General features: G+C 32.4%; 21 protein-coding genes. 11 read left to right on the plus strand and 10 right to left on the minus strand.

Annotated features, from left to right (window positions below; translation table 11 throughout):
• Positions 1–154: 154 nt before the first annotated feature.
• The 3 genes from BM053_RS00340 to BM053_RS00350 all read right to left on the minus strand — a co-directional run bounded on the left by BM053_RS00340 (position 155) and on the right by BM053_RS00350 (position 4938).
• A complete protein-coding gene (locus BM053_RS00340; protein ID WP_091472647.1) occupies positions 155–1342 on the minus strand; it encodes an aspartate aminotransferase family protein in 1188 nt (395 codons plus the stop codon).
• 50 nt (positions 1343–1392) lie between these two features.
• Positions 1393–3048, minus strand: coding sequence for an OstA-like protein (locus tag BM053_RS00345; RefSeq protein WP_091472649.1), 1656 nt, complete (start codon positions 3046–3048; stop codon positions 1393–1395).
• A 69-nt stretch (positions 3049–3117) separates the two neighbouring features.
• Positions 3118–4938, minus strand: coding sequence for a chloride channel protein (locus BM053_RS00350; RefSeq protein ID WP_091473719.1), 1821 nt, complete (start codon positions 4936–4938; stop codon positions 3118–3120).
• A 126-nt stretch (positions 4939–5064) separates the two neighbouring features.
• Between BM053_RS00350 and nhaA the strand changes: the two genes are divergently transcribed.
• From nhaA to pafA, 5 genes are all read left to right on the plus strand, one after another.
• Complete coding sequence (gene nhaA / locus BM053_RS00355) at positions 5065–6213, plus strand: Na+/H+ antiporter NhaA (protein WP_091472653.1); 1149 nt, start codon at positions 5065–5067, stop codon at positions 6211–6213.
• 62 nt (positions 6214–6275) lie between these two features.
• Positions 6276–7463 carry a tRNA 2-thiouridine(34) synthase MnmA gene (gene mnmA / locus BM053_RS00360; protein WP_091472655.1) on the plus strand — a complete coding sequence of 396 codons (1188 nt, stop codon included), beginning with the start codon at positions 6276–6278 and terminating at the stop codon, positions 7461–7463.
• A gap of 56 nt (positions 7464–7519) precedes the next feature.
• On the plus strand, positions 7520–9154 hold the full coding sequence (locus BM053_RS00365; protein WP_091472658.1) for a S8 family peptidase: 1635 nt from the start codon (positions 7520–7522) through the stop codon (positions 9152–9154).
• Positions 9155–9180: 26 nt separating this feature from the next.
• Entirely contained in the window at positions 9181–10119 is a 939-nt protein-coding gene (locus tag BM053_RS00370) for an NAD(P)H-dependent flavin oxidoreductase (RefSeq protein ID WP_091472660.1), read from the plus strand.
• Between the two features lie 80 nt (positions 10120–10199).
• Positions 10200–11825 (plus strand): alkaline phosphatase PafA, encoded by a 1626-nt coding sequence (pafA, locus tag BM053_RS00375; protein ID WP_091472663.1) that lies wholly within the window; start codon positions 10200–10202, stop codon positions 11823–11825.
• Positions 11826–11874: 49 nt separating this feature from the next.
• On the opposite strand, the gene lysA is transcribed toward pafA, so the two are convergent.
• Complete coding sequence (gene lysA / locus BM053_RS00380; protein WP_091472664.1) at positions 11875–13080, minus strand: diaminopimelate decarboxylase; 1206 nt, start codon at positions 13078–13080, stop codon at positions 11875–11877.
• 242 nt (positions 13081–13322) lie between these two features.
• On the opposite strand from lysA, the gene BM053_RS00385 reads away from it, so the two are divergent.
• The 3 genes from BM053_RS00385 to BM053_RS00395 all read left to right on the plus strand — a co-directional run bounded on the left by BM053_RS00385 (position 13323) and on the right by BM053_RS00395 (position 16840).
• The gene (locus BM053_RS00385; RefSeq protein WP_091472666.1) at positions 13323–14879 is read left to right on the plus strand and encodes an FAD-dependent monooxygenase; all 1557 of its coding nucleotides are present in this window, start codon (positions 13323–13325) and stop codon (positions 14877–14879) included.
• Positions 14880–14981: 102 nt separating this feature from the next.
• Positions 14982–16175 (plus strand): ADP-forming succinate--CoA ligase subunit beta, encoded by a 1194-nt coding sequence (gene sucC / locus BM053_RS00390; protein ID WP_091472669.1) that lies wholly within the window; start codon positions 14982–14984, stop codon positions 16173–16175.
• Positions 16176–16501: 326 nt separating this feature from the next.
• Positions 16502–16840 carry a hypothetical protein gene (locus BM053_RS00395; protein ID WP_091472671.1) on the plus strand — a complete coding sequence of 113 codons (339 nt, stop codon included), beginning with the start codon at positions 16502–16504 and terminating at the stop codon, positions 16838–16840.
• 72 nt (positions 16841–16912) lie between these two features.
• On the opposite strand, the gene BM053_RS00400 is transcribed toward BM053_RS00395, so the two are convergent.
• Positions 16913–17326 (minus strand): DUF1456 family protein, encoded by a 414-nt coding sequence (locus BM053_RS00400; RefSeq protein WP_091472720.1) that lies wholly within the window; start codon positions 17324–17326, stop codon positions 16913–16915.
• A gap of 130 nt (positions 17327–17456) precedes the next feature.
• Between BM053_RS00400 and BM053_RS00405 the strand changes: the two genes are divergently transcribed.
• Both BM053_RS00405 and BM053_RS00410 read left to right on the plus strand, forming a co-directional pair.
• Positions 17457–18170, plus strand: a complete 714-nt coding sequence (locus BM053_RS00405) for a class I SAM-dependent methyltransferase (protein ID WP_091472723.1) — start codon at positions 17457–17459, stop codon at positions 18168–18170.
• Between the two features lie 2 nt (positions 18171–18172).
• Positions 18173–18574, plus strand: coding sequence for an excinuclease ABC subunit B (locus tag BM053_RS00410; protein ID WP_091472725.1), 402 nt, complete (start codon positions 18173–18175; stop codon positions 18572–18574).
• A 16-nt stretch (positions 18575–18590) separates the two neighbouring features.
• On the opposite strand, the gene BM053_RS00415 is transcribed toward BM053_RS00410, so the two are convergent.
• The 5 genes from BM053_RS00415 to BM053_RS00435 all read right to left on the minus strand — a co-directional run bounded on the left by BM053_RS00415 (position 18591) and on the right by BM053_RS00435 (position 22912).
• Positions 18591–19049, minus strand: a complete 459-nt coding sequence (locus tag BM053_RS00415; RefSeq protein ID WP_091472728.1) for a DUF6252 domain-containing protein — start codon at positions 19047–19049, stop codon at positions 18591–18593.
• Between the two features lie 192 nt (positions 19050–19241).
• Positions 19242–20321 carry an OmpA family protein gene (locus tag BM053_RS00420; RefSeq protein WP_091472730.1) on the minus strand — a complete coding sequence of 360 codons (1080 nt, stop codon included), beginning with the start codon at positions 20319–20321 and terminating at the stop codon, positions 19242–19244.
• A gap of 9 nt (positions 20322–20330) precedes the next feature.
• Positions 20331–21464, minus strand: a complete 1134-nt coding sequence (locus BM053_RS00425; protein ID WP_091472731.1) for an RCC1 domain-containing protein — start codon at positions 21462–21464, stop codon at positions 20331–20333.
• Between the two features lie 35 nt (positions 21465–21499).
• Positions 21500–22051 carry a TNF domain-containing protein gene (locus BM053_RS00430; protein WP_091472734.1) on the minus strand — a complete coding sequence of 184 codons (552 nt, stop codon included), beginning with the start codon at positions 22049–22051 and terminating at the stop codon, positions 21500–21502.
• 12 nt (positions 22052–22063) lie between these two features.
• Entirely contained in the window at positions 22064–22912 is an 849-nt protein-coding gene (locus BM053_RS00435) for an outer membrane beta-barrel protein (RefSeq protein ID WP_091472737.1), read from the minus strand.
• 154 nt (positions 22913–23066) lie between these two features.
• Between BM053_RS00435 and BM053_RS00440 the strand changes: the two genes are divergently transcribed.
• A complete protein-coding gene (locus BM053_RS00440) occupies positions 23067–23855 on the plus strand; it encodes a helix-turn-helix transcriptional regulator (RefSeq protein ID WP_091472740.1) in 789 nt (262 codons plus the stop codon).
• The last annotated feature ends 26 nt before the right edge of the window (positions 23856–23881 follow it).

Raw genomic sequence — 23881 nt, forward strand, 5'->3', positions numbered from 1 at the left:
ACAATTTTCAATTTAAGACCGAAGCTCTAGCCCTGATAGCAGTGAAAATCCTTTTTAAAATAGCTTTTAACCCTTTCAGGGTTTTGAACCCTGAAAGGGTTGCTATTTAAAAAGATTGTAACGGATAGCAGGAAAAGCTTCTAATAAAAATTATTTATAAACCGTTCATTACTTCATTAAATGCTTCAATAATTATGCCACAACCGTCGGTAATCTCTTGATTTGAAATGGTTAGCGGTGGCGTGATGCGGATGGCGCACCCTTCGAAGAGTAACCAAAATAAAATAAGTCCTTTATCTTGACATTTGAAGATGATCTGGTTTGTAATTTCGGGACTTTCTGTCATTATGGCAAGCATCAATCCTTCGCCACGAACCTCTTTTATGAGGTTATGTTGTAACAAGTTACGAAATAATTGTTCTTTTTGCAAGGTTTCTTGCATTATGTTGGTTTCGACCAATTCTTGCAAAGTTGCTAAACAGGCTGCTGCGATTACTGGATGCCCACCAAAAGTGGTGATGTGTCCGAGTTTTGGATCGTGACTTAGCAAATCCATGTGAGCTTCGTTTGCTGTAAATGCGCCTACTGGCATGCCACCGCCCATTCCTTTTCCCATTACAACGACATCGGGTACAACATCGTAATTTTGGAAACCAAATAGTTTTCCTGTACGACCAAAACCAGGTTGAATTTCGTCGAGAATCATTATGGCTCCTACTTCATCACAACGTTGTCGCACTTTTTTTAGAAAATCGTTTTCGGGACGAATAAATCCTGCGCCTCCTTGTATGGTTTCTAGGATTATTCCTGCTGTTCGGGTAGTTATTTTTTGAATATCGGCTTCGTTATTGAAGGTAATAAAATCGACATCGGGAATTAGCGGGCGAAATATTTGTTTGCGCTCTTCGAATCCCATCACGCTCATAGATCCCATTGTGTTACCATGATAGGCGTTGTGACAAGAAATAAATTGACTTCTCCCTGTGATTCTTCGAGCAAGTTTTAGAGATCCTTCAATCGCTTCTGTTCCTGAATTTACTAAATAGGTTTTGTTTAGTTTTTCGGGCATGTTTTGAGCCAAAAGTTTGCATAATTTGACTGCTGGATCTTGTGCGTATTCGCCATAAACCATGACGTGCATATATTTGTCTAGCTGATTTACGATAGCTTCTTTTACCCTAGGATGTTGGTGTCCTAAGGTGCAAGCGGAAACTCCTGCTACAAAATCTAAATATTTTTTATTGTTTGTGTCGTATATATATGAGCCTATCGCATGCGAAACTTCCATACCGAGTGGATATGGTGAGGTTTGTGCTTGGTATTTGAGAAAATCGTTAATCAATTTTTTTTTGTTATTCGGTTATTCGTGGATTTGGTTATTTGATAAGTAAATTACTTTTTCTTCTTTTTATCCACTTTCTTTTCCACTTTTGGCTTATCGTATTCTAAAGTTTCTTTAGATGGTTCCATAGGAATATCGATGTCTTTAGATTTTGCTGCCGATTCTTTTTGTGCTTTGGCATCGAGTTCGAGTTCTTCTTTTGGGAAAATATCTTCTTTGGTTAGAATTTGTTCGTCGCCACGCCAAATGAATCCTTTTAGCTTTCTAGCATTTTCCGGAAGCTCATCTTCGGGATAAATAATACCATCTACATTGGTGAAAAAAGTAATGGTTTCAATATTATTTCCTTCCAAAATCATATTAATTTTACTGCTCACATTTTTGTTTATTCCTATGAGTTCGTTTTTTTCATTTCGCATATAAAATATGACTTCGGTATTTTTTACAACATCGACTTCGTGCAGTTTATTGTCTTTAAACTTTCCGAATAAATGTTGCCCTTTTACTTGATTAAAGCCTTCGCCAATAGTATCTTTTGAAATTATAAAAGCATTATTTAGTACTTTTAGAGAATCTATTTTTTCGGTTTTAGCATCGGAAATTAAATGCATTAAATCGCCAGTCATTTGATTTTTTCCGTTCCAAAAAATTGGTTTTCCTATCATTTGTGTTAATCCCTTTTTTTGGTCATAATGAATAGAATCACACTTGCCACTCATATCTTTCTTGAAAAAACGAGCATTATTTGAACCTCGGATAATTCGGTTTTCCGGTTTTCCTGTTACTAATAATTTTTTAGCATGAAAATAAACGGAATCTTTTTCGAACAAAGTAATTGCAACGGCTTTTTTGGTAATAAACATTGAATCTTTTTGCTTGTAAACCTCAGCATAGTTGCCTTTTAATACAAAATTATTGATTGTATCGGTTATTTTTACATTATTTTTTGCTCGGGCAAAGTCTAGTTTTCGGTCGTAATAAATATCATCGCCTTCAATAAGTCGGTCTTTATAGGTTATTTTAGAGCCTTTTTGCAGTTTTCCTTCGTCTTTTTTAGTATCATAAAAACCTTTGGTTGTATGAATTGTATTGGTAGCCGATGTGATAGTTGATGGTCCAAAAACATAAGCATGACCTGAATTTGTATAATAATCTAAATGATTAGTTTTGATAGTCTGTCTAGGATTTGTAACCGTAACGGCGTCTAAAAACTGAAATTTTTTCTGATTTAAATAATACCTTCCAGAATTACTTACCAAAGTGTTTTCTGGATCCTGAATAGTTCCTTTTGAGTTGTAATATGCTTGTTGCGAATTTCTGTCAAAGTTAATCGTATCTGTAGCTAAAGTCATTTTTGGGTCACGTAATACAACATCACCAGTAGCATAGGCAAACTTTGTGTTTCCGTTATATTCGGCATATTTACTATTCATAAATAAGGTGTCGCCTTGTACCATATTAACATTTCCAAAGATTTTTACAAAGTTAGATTTTGTAAAATGATAGGCTTTGTTACAAGTCATACGAACTCCTTCGTGTATAATAATTACATTTCCCGTAAGTACAATTGCTCCAGGGACTTCTTTTTCAGAAATATCCAAAAAATCAGAATGCTGAATAACGATTTGTTTGGCGTCTTGCGACCAAAGTGTTACTTGACTGAAGAGCATTAATATAAAAACGAAACGGAAATATATTTTATTCAATGGAATTTATTTTTTGTCAAAATTAAGGAAAATATGAAAAATATCGTTTTTATTAAGAATTATTTATAATTACTCGATAATCATCTCTTTTAGTTTTTCACGATATTCTTCCAGAATGTCAATTTTTGAAATAAATCCAAAGAATTTTCCATATTTAATAACAGGAAGTATGGTTTGATTTGTGGCTTCAAATTTTTCCATAACGATTTCTATTCCGTCGTCATATTGCACCACATCGATAGGTTGTTTCAGAATTTCATTTACTGAAGTATATTTTACTTTAAAAGAATTAAAAATGGTTGTTCGAATATCATTGAAATCTACAATTCCAATTAACTCTTGTTTTTCATTAACAACTGGAAAAAGTTCTTGATTTAAAGTTGATAAATGTTCGACTAAATTTTCTAACGAGTTCTCTGTTGCAATTGTTTTAACATCGGTTTTTATCAAACCTAGAAAGTCGATGCTTTGCAATATATTTTTGTCTTTATTACTAGTAAAAACATCGCCTTTGTCTGCTAAATTTTTTACATCCATAGAATGCTTTTCGAACCTTTTAGAAACTGCGAAACTTATCGAAGAAACAATCATAAGCGGAACCATCAGATCATAACCGCCAGTAATTTCGCCAATTAGAAAAATGGCAGTAAGTGGCGCATGAAACAATCCACTCAAAATTCCAGCCATTCCTACAATCGTAAAATTCCCTATGGGTAATGCACTAGAAATTCCTAAAAGATGCACGGATTTTGCTACGAAAAAACCCAAATAAGAACCCACAAATAAAGATGGCGCAAAATTACCTCCATTACCCCCACTTCCCAGTGTTAGCCCTGTTGCAAACGATTTTACGAAAACTGTAATACCTACAAAAGCAAGTAAAATCCATTCACTATTTTTATGATTTTTAAGAATTGTATTCTCTAATAAAACCTCGGGATGATTTGTAGATAAAGTTCTAATACTTTCGTAACCTTCGCCAAAAAGTGTTGGAAAAAAGAAAATTAAAATCGCTAAAAGTGTCGCACCAAACAATGCTTTTTTGTACGGACTTTTTTTGAATCGACTAAAAAAATGTTCGACTCTTCTAAAATTTCTCGCATGATATACGGAAACAAAACCAGCTAATATTCCTAATAAAATATAATAAGGTGTATTGTGAAAATTGAAAGTTTGTTCTTGTTCAAAACTTAATAATATATCTCTACTTAAAATCATTTGCGAGACCAAAGCTCCAGTTGCTGCCGATATCATAATGGGAATAAATGCCGAAATACTTACATCGGTTAGTACTACTTCAATAGCAAATAAAACGCCCGCAATAGGCGCGTTGAAAGCCGCTCCAATTCCAGCAGCGACACCACAAGCCAAGAGTAAAATCCTATCTTTTTGTGATAATTTATATTTCTGTGCAAAATTAGAACCAAAAGCTGCTCCAGTAATTACAATTGGACTTTCCAATCCTGCCGAACCACCCAAACCAACAGTAAGCGAGCTTGTAATAATTTGAGCATACATTTGTTTTTTAGGAACAATTCCGCCTTTTTTTGCTACAGCATGTAAAATATGTGAGCTTCCTTTTTCTAATTTTCCATCAAGAAATCGTCTTACCACGAAAACGGTAAGTAAAATTCCTATAACGGGTAAAATACTGTTTGAATATGGTAATTTTAAAAAAGTGTTTAAATAATTGGCAAACAAAAACACGTTATGAGCAAAACTTTTTAAAATAATTACTGCAAATGCACACGAAACAGCAACAGCAACACAAGATAAATAAATAAAGTTCCTTTCCGATAATAACTCTTTTGCTAAAAAAAAGATACGCTCGAAACGACGAATTATTTTTCTTACAAATAATTGAAAAATTGCTGAAACTCTGCTGGGCATTTTTGTTTTTTGAATTGTAGAAATACAAATATAAGTTTTTATTTTTGTTCGTTTTGAATGAAAAACCACTAAATGATAATTTTAAATTTAAAAACGAAGTACTTTTACCTTAAAGATTAAAAACCAATGAAAATTACCAGATTATTTAAAGAATTTTTTGAAAGCGAAAAATCTAGTGGATTGTTTCTAATAAGTTGCACACTTTTCTCATTGATTATTGCAAACTCGGCAATAGGTAATAATTATTTGCATTTTTGGCACACAAATTTAGCTGGAAATAGTTTAGAATATTGGATAAATGATGGGTTAATGACCATTTTCTTTTTGTTAATTGGTTTAGAACTAGAAAGAGAAGTTTACGATGGTGAACTATCTAATATTAAAGATGCGATGTTACCCATTTTTGGTGCTATTGGTGGTATGATTGTTCCTGCAGGTTTGTTTTTATTGATGAATTTTGAAACCAAAACCCAATCTGGAGCAGGAATTCCTATGGCTACCGACATTGCTTTTGCTTTAGCTATATTATCTCTTTTAGGGAATCGAATTCCGTTATCGCTAAAAATATTTTTAACCGCATTAGCTGTAATCGATGATTTAGGCGCTATTCTGATAATCGCAATTTTTTATACAAAAACATTATTGTGGAGTAATTTATTCATTGCCTTAAGCATTTTTGGATTTTTGTTAGTCCTGAACCGTCTTAAAGTAAGAAACTTAATTATATACTTAATTGGCGGGATTTTTATGTGGTATTTTATGTTACATTCAGGTGTTCATGCTACAATTACGGGAGTTTTACTCGCTTTTGCCATTCCTTTTGGAAATGGAGATACAAAATCGACATCTTATATTTTACAACATTTTTTGCACAAACCAGTGGCATTTTTTATACTTCCATTGTTTGCATTAGCCAATACAGCCATAGTATTAAGTTCAAATATCGGAGAAACGTTAACTCAAAATTATAGTATAGGAATTGCGTTGGGATTAATAATTGGTAAACCATTAGGTATTTTTCTAGTGAGTCTGTTAGCGGTTTCCTTAGGAATTTGTAAACTTCCAGATGATATTAACTGGAAATCTATTCTTGCCGTAGGATTTCTGGGTGGCATCGGTTTTACGATGTCTATTTTCATCACTTTATTGGCTTTTAGTGACGAAACAATTATAAACAATGCAAAATTTGTTATTTTACTTTCATCAGGAATTGCTGGAATTATCGGATATTTTAGTCTAAAATTAGTGTTAAAAGTTCCTATTATCGAAAAATAAGAATTGATAAACCAATTTTAATTTTCAAATTAATAATATCTTTGTATTCTTAATTTTATTAGATGAAACGTGTTGTTATAGGTCTTTCTGGAGGTGTCGATTCGAGTGTTGCTGCCTATTTATTGCAAGAGCAAGGCTATGAAGTAATAGGCTTGTTTATGAAAAACTGGCACGATGATTCTGTTACCATTTCTAACGAATGCCCTTGGTTAGAAGACAGCAACGATGCATTATTAGTTGCCGAAAAACTCGGAATTCCTTTTCAAACCGTCGATTTAAGCGAACAATATCAAGAAAAAATTGTCGATTATATGTTTAGTGAATACAAAAAAGGACGCACACCAAATCCTGATGTACTTTGCAATCGCGAAATAAAATTCGATGTTTTTATGAAAATCGCGCTGTCACTTGGTGCCGATTATGTTGCCACGGGTCATTATTGCCGAAAAGGAGAAATTGAAGTCGATGGTAAACCTGTTTATCAATTATTAGCTGGTGTCGATGATAATAAGGATCAATCGTATTTTTTATGTCAATTATCGCAAGAGCAATTAGCAAAATCATTATTTCCAATTGGCGAACTCACAAAACCTCAAGTACGTGAAATTGCTACTAAAATGGAATTAATCACTGCTGAAAAGAAAGATTCTCAAGGTTTGTGTTTCATAGGAAAAGTACGTTTACCAGAATTTTTGCAACAACAATTAAAACCTAAAGATGGTTTGATTTTTGAAGTTGATGCAACCAACGAAATATATAATCAAAAGGAAATTAATTTTGATTCAATAGAAGAAAAATTAGCTTTTGAGGCAAAAAATATCGAATATACTCCAGAAGTTGCTAAAGTTGTTGGCAAACACCAAGGCGCTCATTATTTTACCATTGGGCAACGAAAAGGATTGAATGTAGGCGGAACTAAAGAAGCTTTATTTATCATTTCGACAAATGTAGAAACCAATACAATTTATACAGGACAAGGACACAATCATCCTGGATTATTCAAAAAAGCATTGTTTGTTGCTAAAGATGAAATACATTGGATTCGTCCAGATTTGGCTTTAACCAACGGACAAACGATGCAAGTTATGGCGCGTATTCGCTACCGTCAGGAATTGCAAAAAGCGACTTTGCATCAATTTGAAAATGGAATGTATGTTGAATTTGAAAGTCCACAATCGGCCATTACACAAGGACAATTTGTTTCTTGGCATATTGATGATGAATTAGTTGGTTCGGGCGTTATTTCCTAATGCTTTAAAAGTATAATTTCTTTGTGTATATTTGAACTTCCAAAATTTACATAACCATGAAAAAACTACTACTTTTTTTAATTCTTACAGTATCAACAAACGCTTTTTCGCAAGAAGATGCTTGGGTTTATTTTAATGACAAACCTAACGCATCCGTTTTTTACAGCAATCCTTTATCTGAACTAACTCAGCGTTCTCTTGATAGAAGAACTACACAAGGAATTGCATTAGACATCAAAGATGCACCAATACACCAGCCTTACGTTGATCAAATTACAGTTGCTACTGGAATTACCGTTTTAGCCAAATCAAAATGGTTAAATATGGTTCATGTTAGAGGATTACAAACAGATATTGCTGCGTTATTAGGTTTGTCGTTTGTAGATCATATCCAATATGCTAATCATTCTTTAAATCCAGGAGGAAGAATTGCTCAGTCTTCAGATAAAATAGTTAAAGTAAATAAATGGCAAGAAACTAACGAAACTCAGATTACCTACAATTATGGTAATTCAGCCAATCAAGTACAAATGCTAAATTGTCATATTTTGCATCAACAAAATTATACTGGAACTGGTAAAATAGTAGCCATTTTAGATGCTGGTTTTCCAGGTGTAAATACAGCAGCTCCTTTTTTAAGTTTACGTAATAGAGGACTAATATTAGGTGGTTACGATTTTGTAAATAATTCGACTAATTTTTACACAGGAAACAATCACGGAACAAATGTTTTATCAACAATGGGAGCAAATGCTACTAATTTAGTTGGTACAGCTCCAGATGCGGGTTATTATCTTTTCATAACAGAGGATGCGGTTCCAGAAACGGTATTAGAATTGTCTAATTGGGTTGAAGGTGCCGAAGAAGCTGATAGACTAGGTGTAGATGTTATTAATTCGTCTTTAGGTTATTTTGGTTTTGATAATCCAGCTCATAGTTATACTTATGCTAAAATGAACGGACAAACATCAGTAGCATCAAGAGCTGTAGATATAGCTTTTGCTAAAGGAATGATATGTGTGATTTCGGCAGGAAACGAAGGCGCAAATGCTGAACCACATGTAGGAACTCCAGCGGATGCAACTTTTGCAGTAACAGTAGGTTCAGTAACTTCTGCCGAAGTTAAATCTGGATTTAGTTCAATTGGCCCAACAGGAGACGGAAGAATGAAACCAGATTTAATGGCAATGGGTACCGCTTCAGTTATTTCAAACACAGGAGGAACCATTACTACAGCAAACGGAACTTCTTTTTCTAGTCCAATTTTGGCTGGTGCAATTACTTCGTTTTGGTCGGCATTTCCAAATAAAACCAATGCAGAAATTGTACAATTAGTAAAAGCTTCTGCCGACAGATATGCAACTTCAATTGTGACACAAAACAACAATTACGGTTATGGAATTCCAGATTTTCAAGCTGCTTTAAACGCAGCACTTTCTACACCAGAATTTTCGACGAATAGTTTTAAAATATATCCAAATCCTGCGAATAATGAGGTAGAAATTACAAGTCCAGATAATATGATGGGTTCGACTATCAAATTTTATAATAATTTAGGACAATTGGTTTTAGAAAAAAATATTAATACACAAACTCAAAAAATTTCTTTACAATCGCTAAATAGTGGTATTTATTATTACAATATCACTTCCGCTGAAAAAACTTTGTATGGAAAATTAATTAAAAAATAAATTCTGATTTCGATTAAATAATTTCAATGAACAAAATAACATCACTTTTCAATATAAAATACCCAATTATTCAAGGTGGAATGATTTGGAATTCTGGTTACAAATTAGCGAGTGCCGTAAGTAATGCCGGTGGTTTAGGACTAATTGGCGCAGGATCTATGTATCCAGAAGTTTTGCGAGAACACATTCAGAAATGCAAAAAAGCAACCGACAAACCTTTCGGTGTCAATGTCCCGATGTTGTATCCAAATATTGAAGAAATCATCAATATTATTATAGATGAAGGTGTGAAAATTGTATTCACATCGGCAGGAAATCCTAAAACTTGGACGAGTTTTCTAAAAGAAAAAGGAATTACAGTAATTCATGTAGTGAGTAGCTCAAAATTTGCATTAAAAGCTCAAGAAGCTGGTGTCGATGCGGTCGTTGCCGAAGGTTTTGAAGCTGGAGGTCATAACGGACGAGAAGAAACTACAACTTTAACATTAATACCAATGGTTAAAGAACAAATTTCGATTCCACTTATTGCTGCGGGCGGCATAGCAACAGGTCGAGGAATGCTGGCAGTGATGGTTCTTGGCGCCGATGGTGTACAAGTAGGTTCACGTTTTGCGGCTTCTACCGAAAGTTCTTCTCACGATAATTTCAAAAAAACAATTATTGAAGTGGAAGAAGGCGGCACACAACTTACGTTGAAAGAATTAGCGCCTGTTCGATTGATTAAAAACAAATTCTATAACGATGTTCAGGAATTGTATGCAAAATGCCCAACTCCAGAAGATTTAAAAACACTTTTAGGCCGTGCTCGTGCCAAACGTGGTATGTTTGAAGGCGATTTAATAGATGGTGAACTAGAAATAGGACAAATCGCAGGACTTATTCATGATATAAAACCTGCCGCAAACATTATTGAAGATATGATGACTGAGTTTGAAATAGCAAAACAAGAAGTTGCTCATTTATAAAATCAGCGTTTTTTTCTTATCACATTTTTAATAACAATATAAAATCTAAACTCTATTTTTGTATTAATAAATTAAAGTATATGAAAAAGTTACTATTGCTTTTGATAATTATCACAACATCAATAACCCAAGCACAACAAAAAATACAACAACAAAGACCCAAATTAGTTGTCGGAATTGTTGTAGACCAAATGAAAATGGAATATTTATACCGTTTTTCCGATGATTTTTCGCAAAATGGTTTCAAAAAACTATTAGGTGATGGTTATACTTTTCATAACATGCATTACAATTATATGCCAACTTACACTGCTCCAGGTCACGCCTCGATATATACAGGAACAACTCCTGCTGTACACGGAATTGTAGGTAACGAATGGTTTAATAGAACAACCGGCAAGAATATGTATTGCACGGATGACGCATCGGTTATAATGCTTGGTGATGGCGTTGCTAAAGAAGGAGAAATGTCACCAAAAAATATGCAAAGCACTACTATTACTGATGAGTTACGAATGACAACTAACTTCAAAGGAAAAGTAATTGGTTTAAGCATCAAAGATCGTGGCGCTATTTTGCCAGCTGGACATTTTGCTAATTGGGCATTTTGGTTTAGTAAAACAGGTTCATTTATATCAAGTACTTTTTATGGCGAAAAATTACCAGATTGGGTAACGCAATTCAACCAAGAAAAAAAATACATGACTTATATAAATAAAGGTTGGGATTTATTAAATCCGATTGCTACTTACAACGAAAGTCTATCTGACAATAACCCTTACGAAGGAAAAATTGACAAAACAAAAGATCCAGTTTTTCCTTATGATTTAAAAAAAATATACGACACAAAAGGAGCCGAAATACTAAAAAGCACACCTTACGGTAACGATATTTTAGCCGATTTTGCGATTAAAACTATCGAAAAAGAAGCCTTAGGAAAAGATAATATTACCGACTTTCTAACGGTAAGTTTCTCATCTACAGATTATGTTGGTCATACTTTTGGAGCACATTCTATCGAGTTGCAAGACACTTATTTGCGATTAGACAAAACCATTGCCGATTTTATTGCAAGTTTAGATGCAACCGTTGGAAAAGGAAATTATCTATTATTCCTAACAGCAGACCATGCTGGAGCCGAAAATGCTAGTTATTTGAGAGATCATAAATATGATGTGAAAAATATTAATGAAAATACTTTTACAACCGATTTAAAAAAATTCTCCGAAGAAACTTTTGGTGTGAATGTAATTTTAGATTTCTCTAACGCTAATTTGTTTTTTGATAAAGCAATAATAAAAGAAAAAGCTCTAGAATTAAGTAAAATAAAGCAAAGTTTCAAAGACTATTTAATGACATATAAAGAGGTAAAAAGAGTTTATACTGAAGAAGAAATCTTAAATTCGACAGGAAATGACTATTATTTAAATTTTATTTTCAAAGGATATGATTCCAAGCAAAATGGAGATATAGTCGTATTGTACGGAACTGGAAATATTGATTTTGGAATTACAGGAACAACCCACGGAACACCTTACAGTTACGATACGCACGTGCCTTGTATTTTTTATGGTTGGAATATAAAAAAGGGAGAGTCATACGAGAAAAAAGAAATTACTCAAATTGCTCCAACAATTGCACAAAAAATTAAAATCCCATTTCCTAACGGAACCGAAAGTAATGTACTGTTAGAAATTTTGAAATAAAAAATAAAAAAATCGGTCTCGTAAATTTTACAAGACCGATTTTTGCTTTTTACATCTCAATCATAATCTGATTTTTCAACAAATCATCAAAAGTTTCTCGCTCGCGAATAAGATGTGCTTTACCATCTTTATATAATACTTCAGCGGGTTTGTAACGCGAATTATAGTTGGAAGCCATCGAAAAACAATAGGCTCCAGCGTTTCTAAAGCTTAAAATATCGCCTTCTTTTATTTCCGAAATTCTTCTGTTTGTAGCAAAAGTATCCGTTTCGCAAATATATCCCACAACCGAGTAAAAACGCTCTTTTCCTTTTGGATGCGAAATATTCTCGATATAATGTTCCGAACCATATAACATAGGACGAATCAGGTGATTAAAACCCGAATCTATTCCCGCAAAAACCGTTGATGTTGTTTGTTTTACAACATTTACTTTGGCTAAAAAATAACCAGCCTCACTTACCAAAAATTTTCCAGGTTCGAAAGTTAAAGTCAACGATCTACCGTATTCTTTTTCGAAAGCATTGAATTTTTTCGATAATTTTCTGCCTAATTCTTCTACATCAGTTTCGATATCTCCTTTTTTGTAAGGCACTTTAAATCCACTTCCAAAATCGATAAAATCTAATGTTTTAAAATGTTTTGCTGTATCAAATAATATTTCTGAAGCATACAAAAACACTTCAATATCTAAAATATCCGAACCAGTATGCATGTGAATACCGTTAATATGCATTTTTGTATTTTCTACAATTCGTAGAATATGTGGTAATTGATGTATCGAGATTCCAAATTTACTATCAATATGTCCTACCGAAATGTTTGAATTCCCTCCAGCCATTACGTGCGGATTTATACGAATACAAACAGGTATTTGCGGGTGTTTTGTTCCAAATTGTTCTAAAATAGATAAATTATCGATATTAATTTGAACACCTAATGCTGCAACAGCTTCAATTTCATCTATAGAAACACCATTGGGCGTATAAATAATTTTATCTGGAGAAAAACCAGCGTGTAATCCAAGTTTTACTTCTTGAATCGAAACGGTGTCAAGTCCGGAATCTACCTGTTTCAGTAGCTTTAAAACAGATATGTTCGACAATGCCTTGACAGCATAATTAATGCGTAATTTTTCTACCTTAGAAAATGCATTTGTTAAACGTTGGTACTGTGATAGAATTTTTTCGGCGTCATACACATAAAGCGGACTGCCAAATTCTTGCGCTACTGAAAGTAATTGATTAGATTCCATTATTAAAAATTTTACACAAAAATATTGCAGAAAAATGATTTAACCAAAGATTAACTAGTAATTTAATAAAATTTATTCGGTTTTTATTGTTTTTGTTATGAAAAATTTAAAAGCAAAACATCAATTATATAATCAAGATGAATATCTTGAATTTTATAATATTTCCTTTTAGATACATCTAAAATTTAGTAAATTAGTTGGTTTATATTTATAATTCAACGACTTAATATCAAAACTGTATTATGACAACTCAAGTACTAATAGTTGGTGCTGGACCAACAGGATTGATGGCGGCAAATCAATTGAATCGTTTTGGAATTGATTTTATCATTATAGATTCAAAATCAGGTCCAACAGTCGAGTCGAGAGCCATTGCGGTTACAGCCAGAAGTTTAGAAATATACCAACAATTAGGTCTTTCGAAAACGGTAGTTGAAAACGGAATCAAAATGAATTCCTTCAATCTGTTTTCCGAAGGACATCCAAAAGCTGAAATTAAAATTGGTGAAATTGGAAAAGGAATGACCGATTTTCCTTATTTATTAGCTTATGAGCAAAGTGATAATGAATCGCTACTTTACGAAAATTTAAAAAAGGATAGAAAAAACGTTCAATGGAAAACAGAATTTGTTTCACTAAAAGAAGATGAAACTGGAATAATAGTTTTAGCAAAAAAGAACAACGAAATTTTTGAAATAAAAGCCGAATATCTAATAGGTTGTGATGGTGCAAAAAGTCTTATTCGACATCAATTGAATTTTAATTTTCATGGCGGAACCTACGAAAACAAGTTTTTTGTGGCCGATGTAATTATGAACTGGAAATTGCCTCACAACAATTTGGTAATTGCTCCATCAGACACAAATTTTGTTGGATTTTTTCCGTTAAAAGGAGATCGTTATTTTCGGGTTTTGGGAACTTTGCCAAGAGCTTATTTTAATAAAAAAAACATCAATTTTAAAGACATCGAAAAAGAAGTCATTAAAACCATTGGAATTCCGATTGATTTTGAGAAAATGAATTGGTTTTCCATTTACAATTTACACCATCGTTGTGTAGATAATTTTAGTTCGGGAAGAGTTCATTTAGCTGGAGACAGCGCTCATATTCACAGTCCAGCTGGAGGACAAGGCATGAATACAGGTTTACAAGATGCTTATAATATTGCATGGAAACTAGCATTTGTATTAAATAAACAAGCTAAAACCGATTTACTAAATACCTATAACGAAGAACGATTGCCATTTGCACAATGGCTCATGAGATTTACCGATAGAATGTTTAATATAATGACCAACGATAATTGGTTTGCTGCGAAATTTAGAAAATATGTAGTCGTTAATTTGGTTGGAAAAGTTTTTACTTTCGAAAAAATTCGACCTATTCTTTTTAGAAGAGTTTCTCAGATTTGGTATCATTATAATGGAAAATCATTGTCTTTTTCATCAAGTAAACAAAAACTACTTTTTTATGCAGGAGATCGGTTGCCTTATATTTCTGATGCTCACCTAACAGCTCCTTTTTACGAATTATTTACCGAACCAACTTTCCATCTTTTGCATCTTTCAAATGAGTTATTAAAACCTGAAATGAATGAAAATATAAAAGAAACATTCCCATTTCCTATAAAAATCATCGAATATCCTCTAACCGAAAGTTGGAAGAAATTAGGTGTAAATAAGGAACTTTTTGTATTAGTTAGACCAGATAATTACATAGCTTATTTGTCCGATTTCTTTTTAGAAGCAGAAATAGAAAACTATTTAAGCCGTTATTTTTATTCTAATAGTAAAATATAAACAGAAACTAATAAAAAACAACTCAAATAAAAACAAAATCAGTTAGAATATTAGTTTGAAATTTATTATTTTTGTGCCACTCAAAAAGTCAAAAACTTCATTATGAATATACACGAATATCAAGGAAAAGAAATTTTAGCAAGTTACGGTGTACGCATACAACGCGGAATTGTTGCTAATAGTCCTGTAGAAGCTGTTGCTGCTGCAAAACAATTAACTGCCGAAACTGGAACAAGTTGGTATGTTATAAAAGCCCAAGTTCACGCAGGTGGTCGTGGTAAAGGTGGTGGAGTTAAACTTGCCAAAGGAATTGACAAAGTAGAAGGAATTGCAAGCGAAATTATCGGAATGCAATTAATTACACCTCAAACTTCTGCTGAAGGTAAAAAAGTACACAAAATTTTAGTTGCTGAAGATGTATATTATCCTGGAGAAAGTGAAACTTCAGAGTTTTATGTATCAGTTTTGTTAAACAGATCAACTGGTCGTAATATGATTGTTTATTCTACCGAAGGTGGGATGGATATTGAAGAAGTTGCAGAACACACACCACATTTAATCCATAATGAAGAAATAGATCCAGCAGTTGGTTTACAAGCTTTTCAAGCAAGAAGAATTGCTTTTAACTTAGGACTTTCTGGAAATGCATTCAAAGAAATGGTGAAATTTATCGATTCTTTATACAATGCTTACATTGGTTCTGATGCTTCGATGTTCGAAATTAATCCAGTTTTGAAAACTTCAGATAACAAAATTATGGCAGTTGATGCCAAAGTAAATATAGATGACAACGCATTATACCGTCAGCCGAAATATGCTGATATGCGTGATATTCGCGAAGAAAATCCTATCGAAGTAGAAGCTAAAGAAGTAGGTTTAAACTATGTAGATCTTGATGGAACTGTAGGTTGTATGGTAAATGGCGCAGGTCTTGCTATGGCAACTATGGATTTGATTAAATATGCAGGTTTCGAACCAGCGAACTTCCTTGACGTAGGAGGAACTGCCGATGCTAAACGTGTTGAAACTGCTTTCCGTATTATCTTGAAAGATGAAAATGTAAAAGCAATTTTGATTAACATTTTTGGAGGAATCGTTCGTTGCGATCGTGTTGCTCAAGGTGTTGTAGATGCTTACAAAAATATGGGTGATGCTATAAAAGTGCCAATTATTGTTCGTTTGCAAGGTACAAATGCTGAAATTGCTAAAGAATTAATAGACAATTCTGGTATGCCAATTTTATCAGCAGTACAATTTCAAGAAGCTGCAGATCAAGTTAAAGCTGCATTAAGCTAATAAAAGTAGATTTTTTATCTTTATTATATCAAAAACCTCAGCAAATGCTGAGGTTTTTTTGTTACTGCAATGTAAATTTTTAAGCTTTTATTAAGATGTTTTAAATTAATGTTTCTAAAATTAAAACCCACCTTAATAAAAGTAATTTACGAATTTTAGTGATTTTCAGTTGTTTATCATTTAGGCTTTACCTTTAATCGAACTTCTCTTAACAATGAAAAAATATAGTTTTTTCCTCACTTTAAATATAGGTTAAGTAATTGACAAACACTTTTTTAACAGCATTCATTTCTTAATTTTGACATGTAATCTAAAAAGAAAAAATCATGAAAAAGTTAGTCTTGTTATTTGTTGTTGTAATTATGAATGTAACATTTGTTTCGGCAAAAGAGGTAAATCCGGTCGATGATTATCCGAAAGCATTAAAAGAAATTTCTAAGTTATTAGGTCCTTTGAATATCAACGAAGAATTCGAAAGAGCTGTGAGAATTAAATTTACTGCAATGGTAAATTCAGATAATGAGTTGATTGTTTTGCAAGTTGGAACAGACAATGCAGCTTTCAAAAAACACATTACCGAGCAGTTGAACTACAAAAAAATTGCAAGAGAAACTATGACACCAGGTAAAGAATATACTTTTATTGTAAAATTTAAACCTGAGTAATTGATTATAAATAAAAATCCCGTCTCGTTTTAAGAATGAGACGGGATTTTTTTGCTTTTATATCAAAAAAAATTATTTTTTAGCCTTACCATTATTAAACCTTACTTTTTCGACAACTTGAACTTTTGGTTCTGCTTTTTTATTATTTGAAGCAGGTTTTTTCTTAAAATCGGTTTTAGGTTTAAATTCCGTTTTAGGTTTTTCTGAAGTTTTTTTAGGAATTTCGGCTCTATGTTTTGCTAAAACATCATTAGGGTTTTTAGGGTTTTCTTTGGTTCCACGCAAGTGTATAACCAATCCGTTTAGGAAATTACGCAAAATCTGATCGCCACATTCTACATAGTTTTCGTGCTTTTCGTCACGAAAAAAAGCACCAATTTCTGATTTTGAAATTCTAAAATCTACTAATTCTAGGATTTCTACTATTTGGTCATCACGCAACATTAGCGCGACACGTAATTTTTTGAAAATATCGTTATTTGTCATGTTCATCTATTTATTTTTCAAAGGTAATTATTATATTGGACTAAATTCAAATGTAAAGACAAGAAAAGGAATATTTGGATTTGTTTATATTTGCATTACTTTTATAAAAAAATTAAAATAAGACCAAAAGATGACACGAATTGAAGTTTTGAATGCTATAATTAAAAAGAAAAATGTTGCAAATTACTTAGAAATAGGTGTAAACAGAGGTAAATGCCTTTTTAATATTGTTGGTCCTAAAAATAGATTTGCTGTAGATCCTTTTTTTAATTTTAATTTATGGAAAAAAGTAAAAGCAGGAATTAAAAATTCGGCTAATTTCAAAAATCAATATTTTGAAGTTACCAGCGATGATTTTTTTGCTAACAATCAAAGTCTTTTATCAGAAAACAAACTCGATTTAACTTTTATCGACGGTCTTCATACTTACAAACAATCGTTGCAAGACACTTTAAATACTTTAAAATATCTTGACGAAAAAGGAATTATTGTTTTACATGACTGTAATCCACTTGACGAATTGGCGGCTTATCCAGCAAATTCTATCGATGATGCTCGTAAAGATTTACAAAATCATAAAGATTGGAAAAACATTTGGAATGGTGATGTTTGGAAAACCATCGTTTACATTAGAAAAAATCATCCTGAATTATCAGCTTTTGTTTTAAACACAGACCACGGATTGGGATTTGTGTATAAAAAACAACAAGAAAAATTACCAGAAGTTTTCAACTCTATTACTACAATTGATGATTTAGATTACGCTTTTTTTGATAAACATAGAAACGAATTAATAGATTTGAAACCAGTATCATATTTTCAAGAATTTTTAGCTCGTATTTAATTATGAATTCTCATCAAGAAAAAATAAGTTTATTATCCGAAATGATTGCCTTTGCTGTTATTGATGGCGAATTACATGATAGAGAATACGATTTTTTGCTAATGATTTCTGAAGAATTGGAAATTGGAAAAGAAACCTTTTTAGAGTTATTTAATAAGCGAAATGAGTATCTAATTATTAAAGATGAGTTTAGCAGAATTATTCATTTTTATAGATTGGCATTGCTTATGCATTGCGACGGAGTTTTGCACAAAAGAGAAAAAAGGGCTATTCACGAAATGGGAATTACTATGGGATTAAACCCTTTTGCTATGAAACGAATTCTAAAACTAATGGAAAATTCTCCAAGTCAAATGATTGCTCCCGAAAAATTAATATGTGCTTTTCAGGAGCAACTCAATTAAAAATAACTAACTTATTTTAAGGATTAATTACAAGATTTGTAAAAGAACCATGAACCTCATTAATCATAGGACTTCCATTACCAGAATTAATATCAAAAGTTCCAGATAATTTGTTATCATCATTTCTGGTTATGGTTACATTTCCTGTAAATCCAGTCCAAGTAATAGCAGTTCCAGGTTTAAAATAGGTAAATGTATTAGTCGCATTTATTGGATATACGCCAATTACTAAAGATGGTAAATCTATTTCAATAACTGTTGTTCCCGTATTTACTCCAAAAATACTACCCGACGAAGCATTTGCATATGGTGTTGTCACGGTCGACATACTAGGAGCACCGCCTTCGGCATATAAAAACTCGGGTAACCCTGGAGGTGGTGGCGGTGGACTTACATCATCATTATCGTTACACGACACTAAACTTGTTGTTACTAGAAATAAGGCTAATATTGATTTTAAAATTGTTGTTTTCATAATGATTTGTGTTAAAGTTTATTTTATTGAAATTTATTTTTGTAATCAGTTTATTTTTATAAACAATATTGAGTTCATAATCTCATTTTTCTAAATTATTCGCATTAATATAAAGTTTTTAGAAGGAAATTTTTTCTAAACTTGTGCCATATATAGTAGGTTTTTTTTAAGTGTTTTTTAAATAAATTGGGATTATTTAATGATATTAAATTCGACTCTTCGGTTTTGTTTTTTTCCTTCTTCTAGTTTGTTATCAGCTATAGGTTCTAATTCTCCTTTTCCTAAAGTTGTCATTCTCGATTTCTGAATACCAAAATTTGCAATAAAATAACTGGAGATACTTTGTGCTCTTTTTTCAGATAATTTTAGGTTTTCATTATCATTTCCGTCAGAATCGGTGTGACCAGCAATACTAATTTTGATATTTTGATTTTCTGAAAGTACTTTTCCTAAGTCGTCTAAAATCGTTTTACTTGATGGTTTTATAGAAAATTTATTGGTGTCAAATAAAATTTCGTTGGTGGTAAAAGTTCCTGTTTCTATAAGTTTATGACGCGTATCTGAACCAGCTTCGGCTAGTTTTATATTAGATATAAAAAATTTATCGGTTGTGTTTTTATAAGTTCCAATAAAAAAGATAATTTGGTTGTAATTTGCTTCTTGAAAAGCGGTTGGCAAATCCCAAAACTTTTTGCCGTCAATAAACATTCGAAATCTGTTTTTTTGTCTCCAAATTTGAACTCTTACGGTATTTTTATTTTTGTTAAAAACGGGAATGTCAACTTTATTTTTCATAATTTCTTTTTTTTCAGAAATCACGAAAATTTCACTTCTACCAGTTCCAGATAAAGAGTTTGCTGGATGCACATTAAAAATAACGGCTTCTTTTCGTTTTAGAGTGGTATTCCAAACATTGTCCGCTTTAGTTGTTTTTTCTGTAAAAACAACATTTAAAGGAGTTGAATAAAAATTAAAATTATCGGTCGTTGTTACATCAAATTCAAAAGTAAAATTTTCGGGTAATTTCAAAATACTCATCGGATAAAAACTTCCTTTATCTGATAATTGCAACCATTTGCTTGAACTGATATTTGCAATTTCACCACTACTATTTGTAAACCAGTTTACTGGAAAATCTCCCATAATATCTTTACTGAATTTTTCTTCAAAAAGTATCTTTTTTCCACTAACAAATTGTGCCTCTTGCGCATAACCTGAAAATAAAAATGATAAAGTAAGAAGAAATACTATTTTTGATTTTAATGTTCCCATATTTTAGATTTAAATTCTTTTTGGACTATAAGAAGGACCTGTTGACCCATCTCCTAATTGACTATTTGTGTTATTTCCCCAACCATATAGTGTGTTGTCCGTTTTTGTTCCCAACGAATGTTGCAGAGTTGTGTACACTGTATTCCAGTTGGTTTCTGTTCCTACTTGGTGTGGCGTCATATTATTTGCATTTGTGCCATCTCCTAATTGTCCGTAAGTTCCATTTCCCCATGACCATAAAGTACCATCAGATTTTACAGCAAGAGTCGTTCCTCTTCCGCTTGAAGCTGTTTTCCAAGTAGCTGTCCCTAACTGAATTGGATCTATTCTGGGATTTGTAGTTCCATCGCCTAATTGTCCGCCAGTGTTGTTTCCCCAAACCCATAATGTATTGTCTGTTTTTATAGCTAAAGCTTGATTGTCTCCAGCCGAAATATACTTCCAGTTGGTTGCTGTTCCAATTTGAGTGGGAGCCATTGTAATGCCTTGTAGAGTTCCCCACTTCCATAAAGTGCCGTCTGTTTTTATTGCAATACTAAAACTGTTTCCTGCGACCACTTCTTTCCAGTTGTTTGCTGTTCCTATTTGTGTTAATGTTCTTCTAGTTGTAGTAGTTCCGTCTCCTAATTGATACACATTATTTAATCCACAAGCCCATAAAGTTCCATCGGTTTTTACCGCTAGAGTGTGTGATAAACCAGCAGCGATAGCTCTCCAGTTCGTTGCTGTTCCCATTTGAAATGGAAGTGTTTTATAACCTATTGTTACATCATTTAGATTTCCAAAATCGTTAATTCCCCAACCCCAAAGTGTACCATCGTTTTTTATAGCTAGATTAAAACTTCCTCCTGTTGCTATGGTTGTCCATGTATTTGTTCCTATTTGATTAGGAGATTTTACACCCATTGTTGTCGCTGTTGCATAGCCCAATTGTCCAGCGCTATTATTTCCCCATGACCATAATGTTCCATCGGTTCTTATGGCTAATGAGTGATAATATCCAGAAGTTACCATCGAATAATGTTGATTGCTTCCGGGAACTGGAGCTGGAGCTGGTTCAGGAGTTGATTCATCGTCGTTAGAACAAGAAATAGTAAAAAGTGCTATGATTAAAATTGTGAATATGTTTTTTAATGTTTTCATAATTATTATTTTTTTAATTGTTTTCGTTTTACATATTAATAAACTCTGTATCCCGTAAAATAAGTATTGTTTGCTACTCTATCTAAACTTTGTGCAGCTCCTGTATTTTGAAAAATAAACACAGTTATCACGTCACCTGCATTTAGACTAAAATCGCCATTAATATTTATACTGGGTACTGCGCCTAATCGTTGGCTAAAAGATTTAAACTGCCATCCATTTTTTCGTAATTGAACTACAACTGGAGAGTTGTCTGGCAATGCGGTAAAGAATTTTAAAGTTACTGAAAGATGATAAAACCCGTTCTGAGGAATTGTTAATTCACTTGTTGCTGTATTGAAGGCATTCATATCATCGGTTGTTTCGACTCCAAATTGTACTTTGGTATAAGTTATATTTGGTATACTTTGGTCAAATGTTTCAGGTGGTATAACATGAAATCCTGTATTTGCAATTGATGCATTTGTTCCGTTTATTCCATCTTTTCCATCTTTTCCATCTTCTGGAGAACATGAACTTGTTATTGCAAGTGATAAAATTATAATTCCTAGAAATAGCCTTTTTGATGTTTTTTGTAAATTTTTCATAATTAATTTTAATTAAAAATGATATTGCAAGCCAATATTTAAACCAATACTGCTAAATGAAAAAGGAATAACTGGTGATTTACTTGGTTGTGTTGAAGGAGACGAAACACCTGTATTAGTAAACGAATCTACAAATTCTATTTCTTTGTTTTCCACAGACATTGATGATAAAACATCGGCACCGTTTGCGACAAATTTAGTGTATTCTCCTTTTTTTGGTGCATACGAAAGACTTATCAAATCTAATTCAGCAAACAGCGAAAACTTCTCGTTTATTTTATAAAGTGTTCCTAAACTTCCTTGAAAACCTACTGGCATTCCTTCGTTAAGCTCTAGAGTTGTGCTAAATGTATCTGCACCATCTTTGTAGTCAGCATCAATAATCATTTTTCCTGAGCCAATAACCATTCCTAATTTTGCATACGGATTTATTTTGTCGTAACCACCTCTAAAAACAATAGTTGGTTTTATTTGTATCATTTTTGCAGAAATTTCGTTGTTTTTATAATCTCCTGAATAACTAGTGTTAGTAGTATTAGTTTTGCTACTCATCAAATAGTTCGCACCAAGTTCTAAACCAATATTTTTGTTAAACATATAACCAAAAGTCGCACCTGCATTAAATCCTTGTCCAAGATTAATTTTAGCAATTTCTTGTGTTGATGTTGTTGCACTTGGTTCAGTTGCATTAATAATTTGCAAAAGATAAGCAGCAATTGTATTTGGCTGACCTGTTCCCATACTGTAACCTGTGTTTACACTTACATACCCGCCTTTTTTATTTTGAGCATTGACTTGCTGTGTTCCTATTGAAAATAACACAACTAAAAGTGTACTTATTTTTTTAAAATTTGTTTTCATTTTTTTGAGTTTTAAAGTTTGTTTGTTTGTTAAAAATTATAGGTAAAGGTGTGTATTATTAAAATTTCAAAAAATAGCAGATATCTGTCATTTTTAGTATATTTAAGCTTTTATTTAACAGAATAGAAGTTACTATTTACCAAAAAGACACAAAATGAATATATTGAATCCTTTATCCGTTGAAGATTTTAATGAAATTGCTAAAAATGACAATCCTTTAAATATTGGTAATTATGAAGTGTTTTTTCAGAAACAAATAGATGAAGCCTCTAATTATGCTGTTGGTCCTTATTTTTGGTTTATAGGAAACAACCACGAAATGAAAATTGTAGCAGCAAGTCAAAATATTAATGAACTTACACCTTTTAGCCATGAGCGATGGACAAATGGTACCGCACTTTTTTTAGTCGAAAATCTTCACCCCGATGATAGTTTTTATGTGCTGTCGGCACTTAATCTTGCCGTTCAAAAAATAGAAGAACTACCAGTTGAACGACAAGCAAATGTCCGAGTAAATATTTATGCTAGAATGCTAAATGCGCTAAACGAATATCGTTGGGTTCTTATTCAGATGCCAGGTTTATATATAGGTATTGACAGAACAACCTGTGGAATAATCATGATTACTGATTTATCTCATTTAAGTTTCAAGGAAAAACCTGTTTTGATGACACTTACTGACAAAATTGCAAATCAAAACGTTTATTTCAATATTGCTCCCGATGAAATGAAATTAGTAAATGTTGATTTGCCAAACATCACAAAAAGAGAACAAGAAATATTAAAATTAATGGCAAAAGGGTTAAATAGCCCTCAAATAGCTGAGAAACTGTTTTTATCATATCACACCATAGAGAATCACAAACGCAATTTGAGACAAAAAACAAACTCTAAAACTTCTGTAGAACTCATTAATTATGTTTGGAGCAATAATTTAATATAAAACTATTGTACCATTTTTAGGTTATA

Source organism: Flavobacterium swingsii (assembly GCF_900111965.1).
GTDB lineage: Bacteria > Bacteroidota > Bacteroidia > Flavobacteriales > Flavobacteriaceae > Flavobacterium > Flavobacterium swingsii.

Excerpts from the sequence above, each read along its gene's own strand:
- BM053_RS00350 (WP_091473719.1), bottom strand. The coding sequence starts at position 4,938 with ATGCCCAGCAGAGTTTCAGCAATTTTTCAATTATTTGTAAGAAAAATA.
- nhaA (WP_091472653.1), top strand. The coding sequence starts at position 5,065 with ATGAAAATTACCAGATTATTTAAAGAATTTTTTGAAAGCGAAAAATCT.
- mnmA (WP_091472655.1), top strand. The coding sequence starts at position 6,276 with ATGAAACGTGTTGTTATAGGTCTTTCTGGAGGTGTCGATTCGAGTGTT.
- BM053_RS00365 (WP_091472658.1), top strand. The coding sequence starts at position 7,520 with ATGAAAAAACTACTACTTTTTTTAATTCTTACAGTATCAACAAACGCT.
- BM053_RS00370 (WP_091472660.1), top strand. The coding sequence starts at position 9,181 with ATGAACAAAATAACATCACTTTTCAATATAAAATACCCAATTATTCAA.
- pafA (WP_091472663.1), top strand. The coding sequence starts at position 10,200 with ATGAAAAAGTTACTATTGCTTTTGATAATTATCACAACATCAATAACC.
- lysA (WP_091472664.1), bottom strand. The coding sequence starts at position 13,080 with ATGGAATCTAATCAATTACTTTCAGTAGCGCAAGAATTTGGCAGTCCG.
- BM053_RS00385 (WP_091472666.1), top strand. The coding sequence starts at position 13,323 with ATGACAACTCAAGTACTAATAGTTGGTGCTGGACCAACAGGATTGATG.
- sucC (WP_091472669.1), top strand. The coding sequence starts at position 14,982 with ATGAATATACACGAATATCAAGGAAAAGAAATTTTAGCAAGTTACGGT.
- BM053_RS00395 (WP_091472671.1), top strand. The coding sequence starts at position 16,502 with ATGAAAAAGTTAGTCTTGTTATTTGTTGTTGTAATTATGAATGTAACA.
- BM053_RS00400 (WP_091472720.1), bottom strand. The coding sequence starts at position 17,326 with ATGACAAATAACGATATTTTCAAAAAATTACGTGTCGCGCTAATGTTG.
- BM053_RS00405 (WP_091472723.1), top strand. The coding sequence starts at position 17,457 with ATGACACGAATTGAAGTTTTGAATGCTATAATTAAAAAGAAAAATGTT.
- BM053_RS00410 (WP_091472725.1), top strand. The coding sequence starts at position 18,173 with ATGAATTCTCATCAAGAAAAAATAAGTTTATTATCCGAAATGATTGCC.
- BM053_RS00415 (WP_091472728.1), bottom strand. The coding sequence starts at position 19,049 with ATGAAAACAACAATTTTAAAATCAATATTAGCCTTATTTCTAGTAACA.
- BM053_RS00420 (WP_091472730.1), bottom strand. The coding sequence starts at position 20,321 with ATGGGAACATTAAAATCAAAAATAGTATTTCTTCTTACTTTATCATTT.
- BM053_RS00425 (WP_091472731.1), bottom strand. The coding sequence starts at position 21,464 with ATGAAAACATTAAAAAACATATTCACAATTTTAATCATAGCACTTTTT.
- BM053_RS00430 (WP_091472734.1), bottom strand. The coding sequence starts at position 22,051 with ATGAAAAATTTACAAAAAACATCAAAAAGGCTATTTCTAGGAATTATA.
- BM053_RS00435 (WP_091472737.1), bottom strand. The coding sequence starts at position 22,912 with ATGAAAACAAATTTTAAAAAAATAAGTACACTTTTAGTTGTGTTATTT.
- BM053_RS00440 (WP_091472740.1), top strand. The coding sequence starts at position 23,067 with ATGAATATATTGAATCCTTTATCCGTTGAAGATTTTAATGAAATTGCT.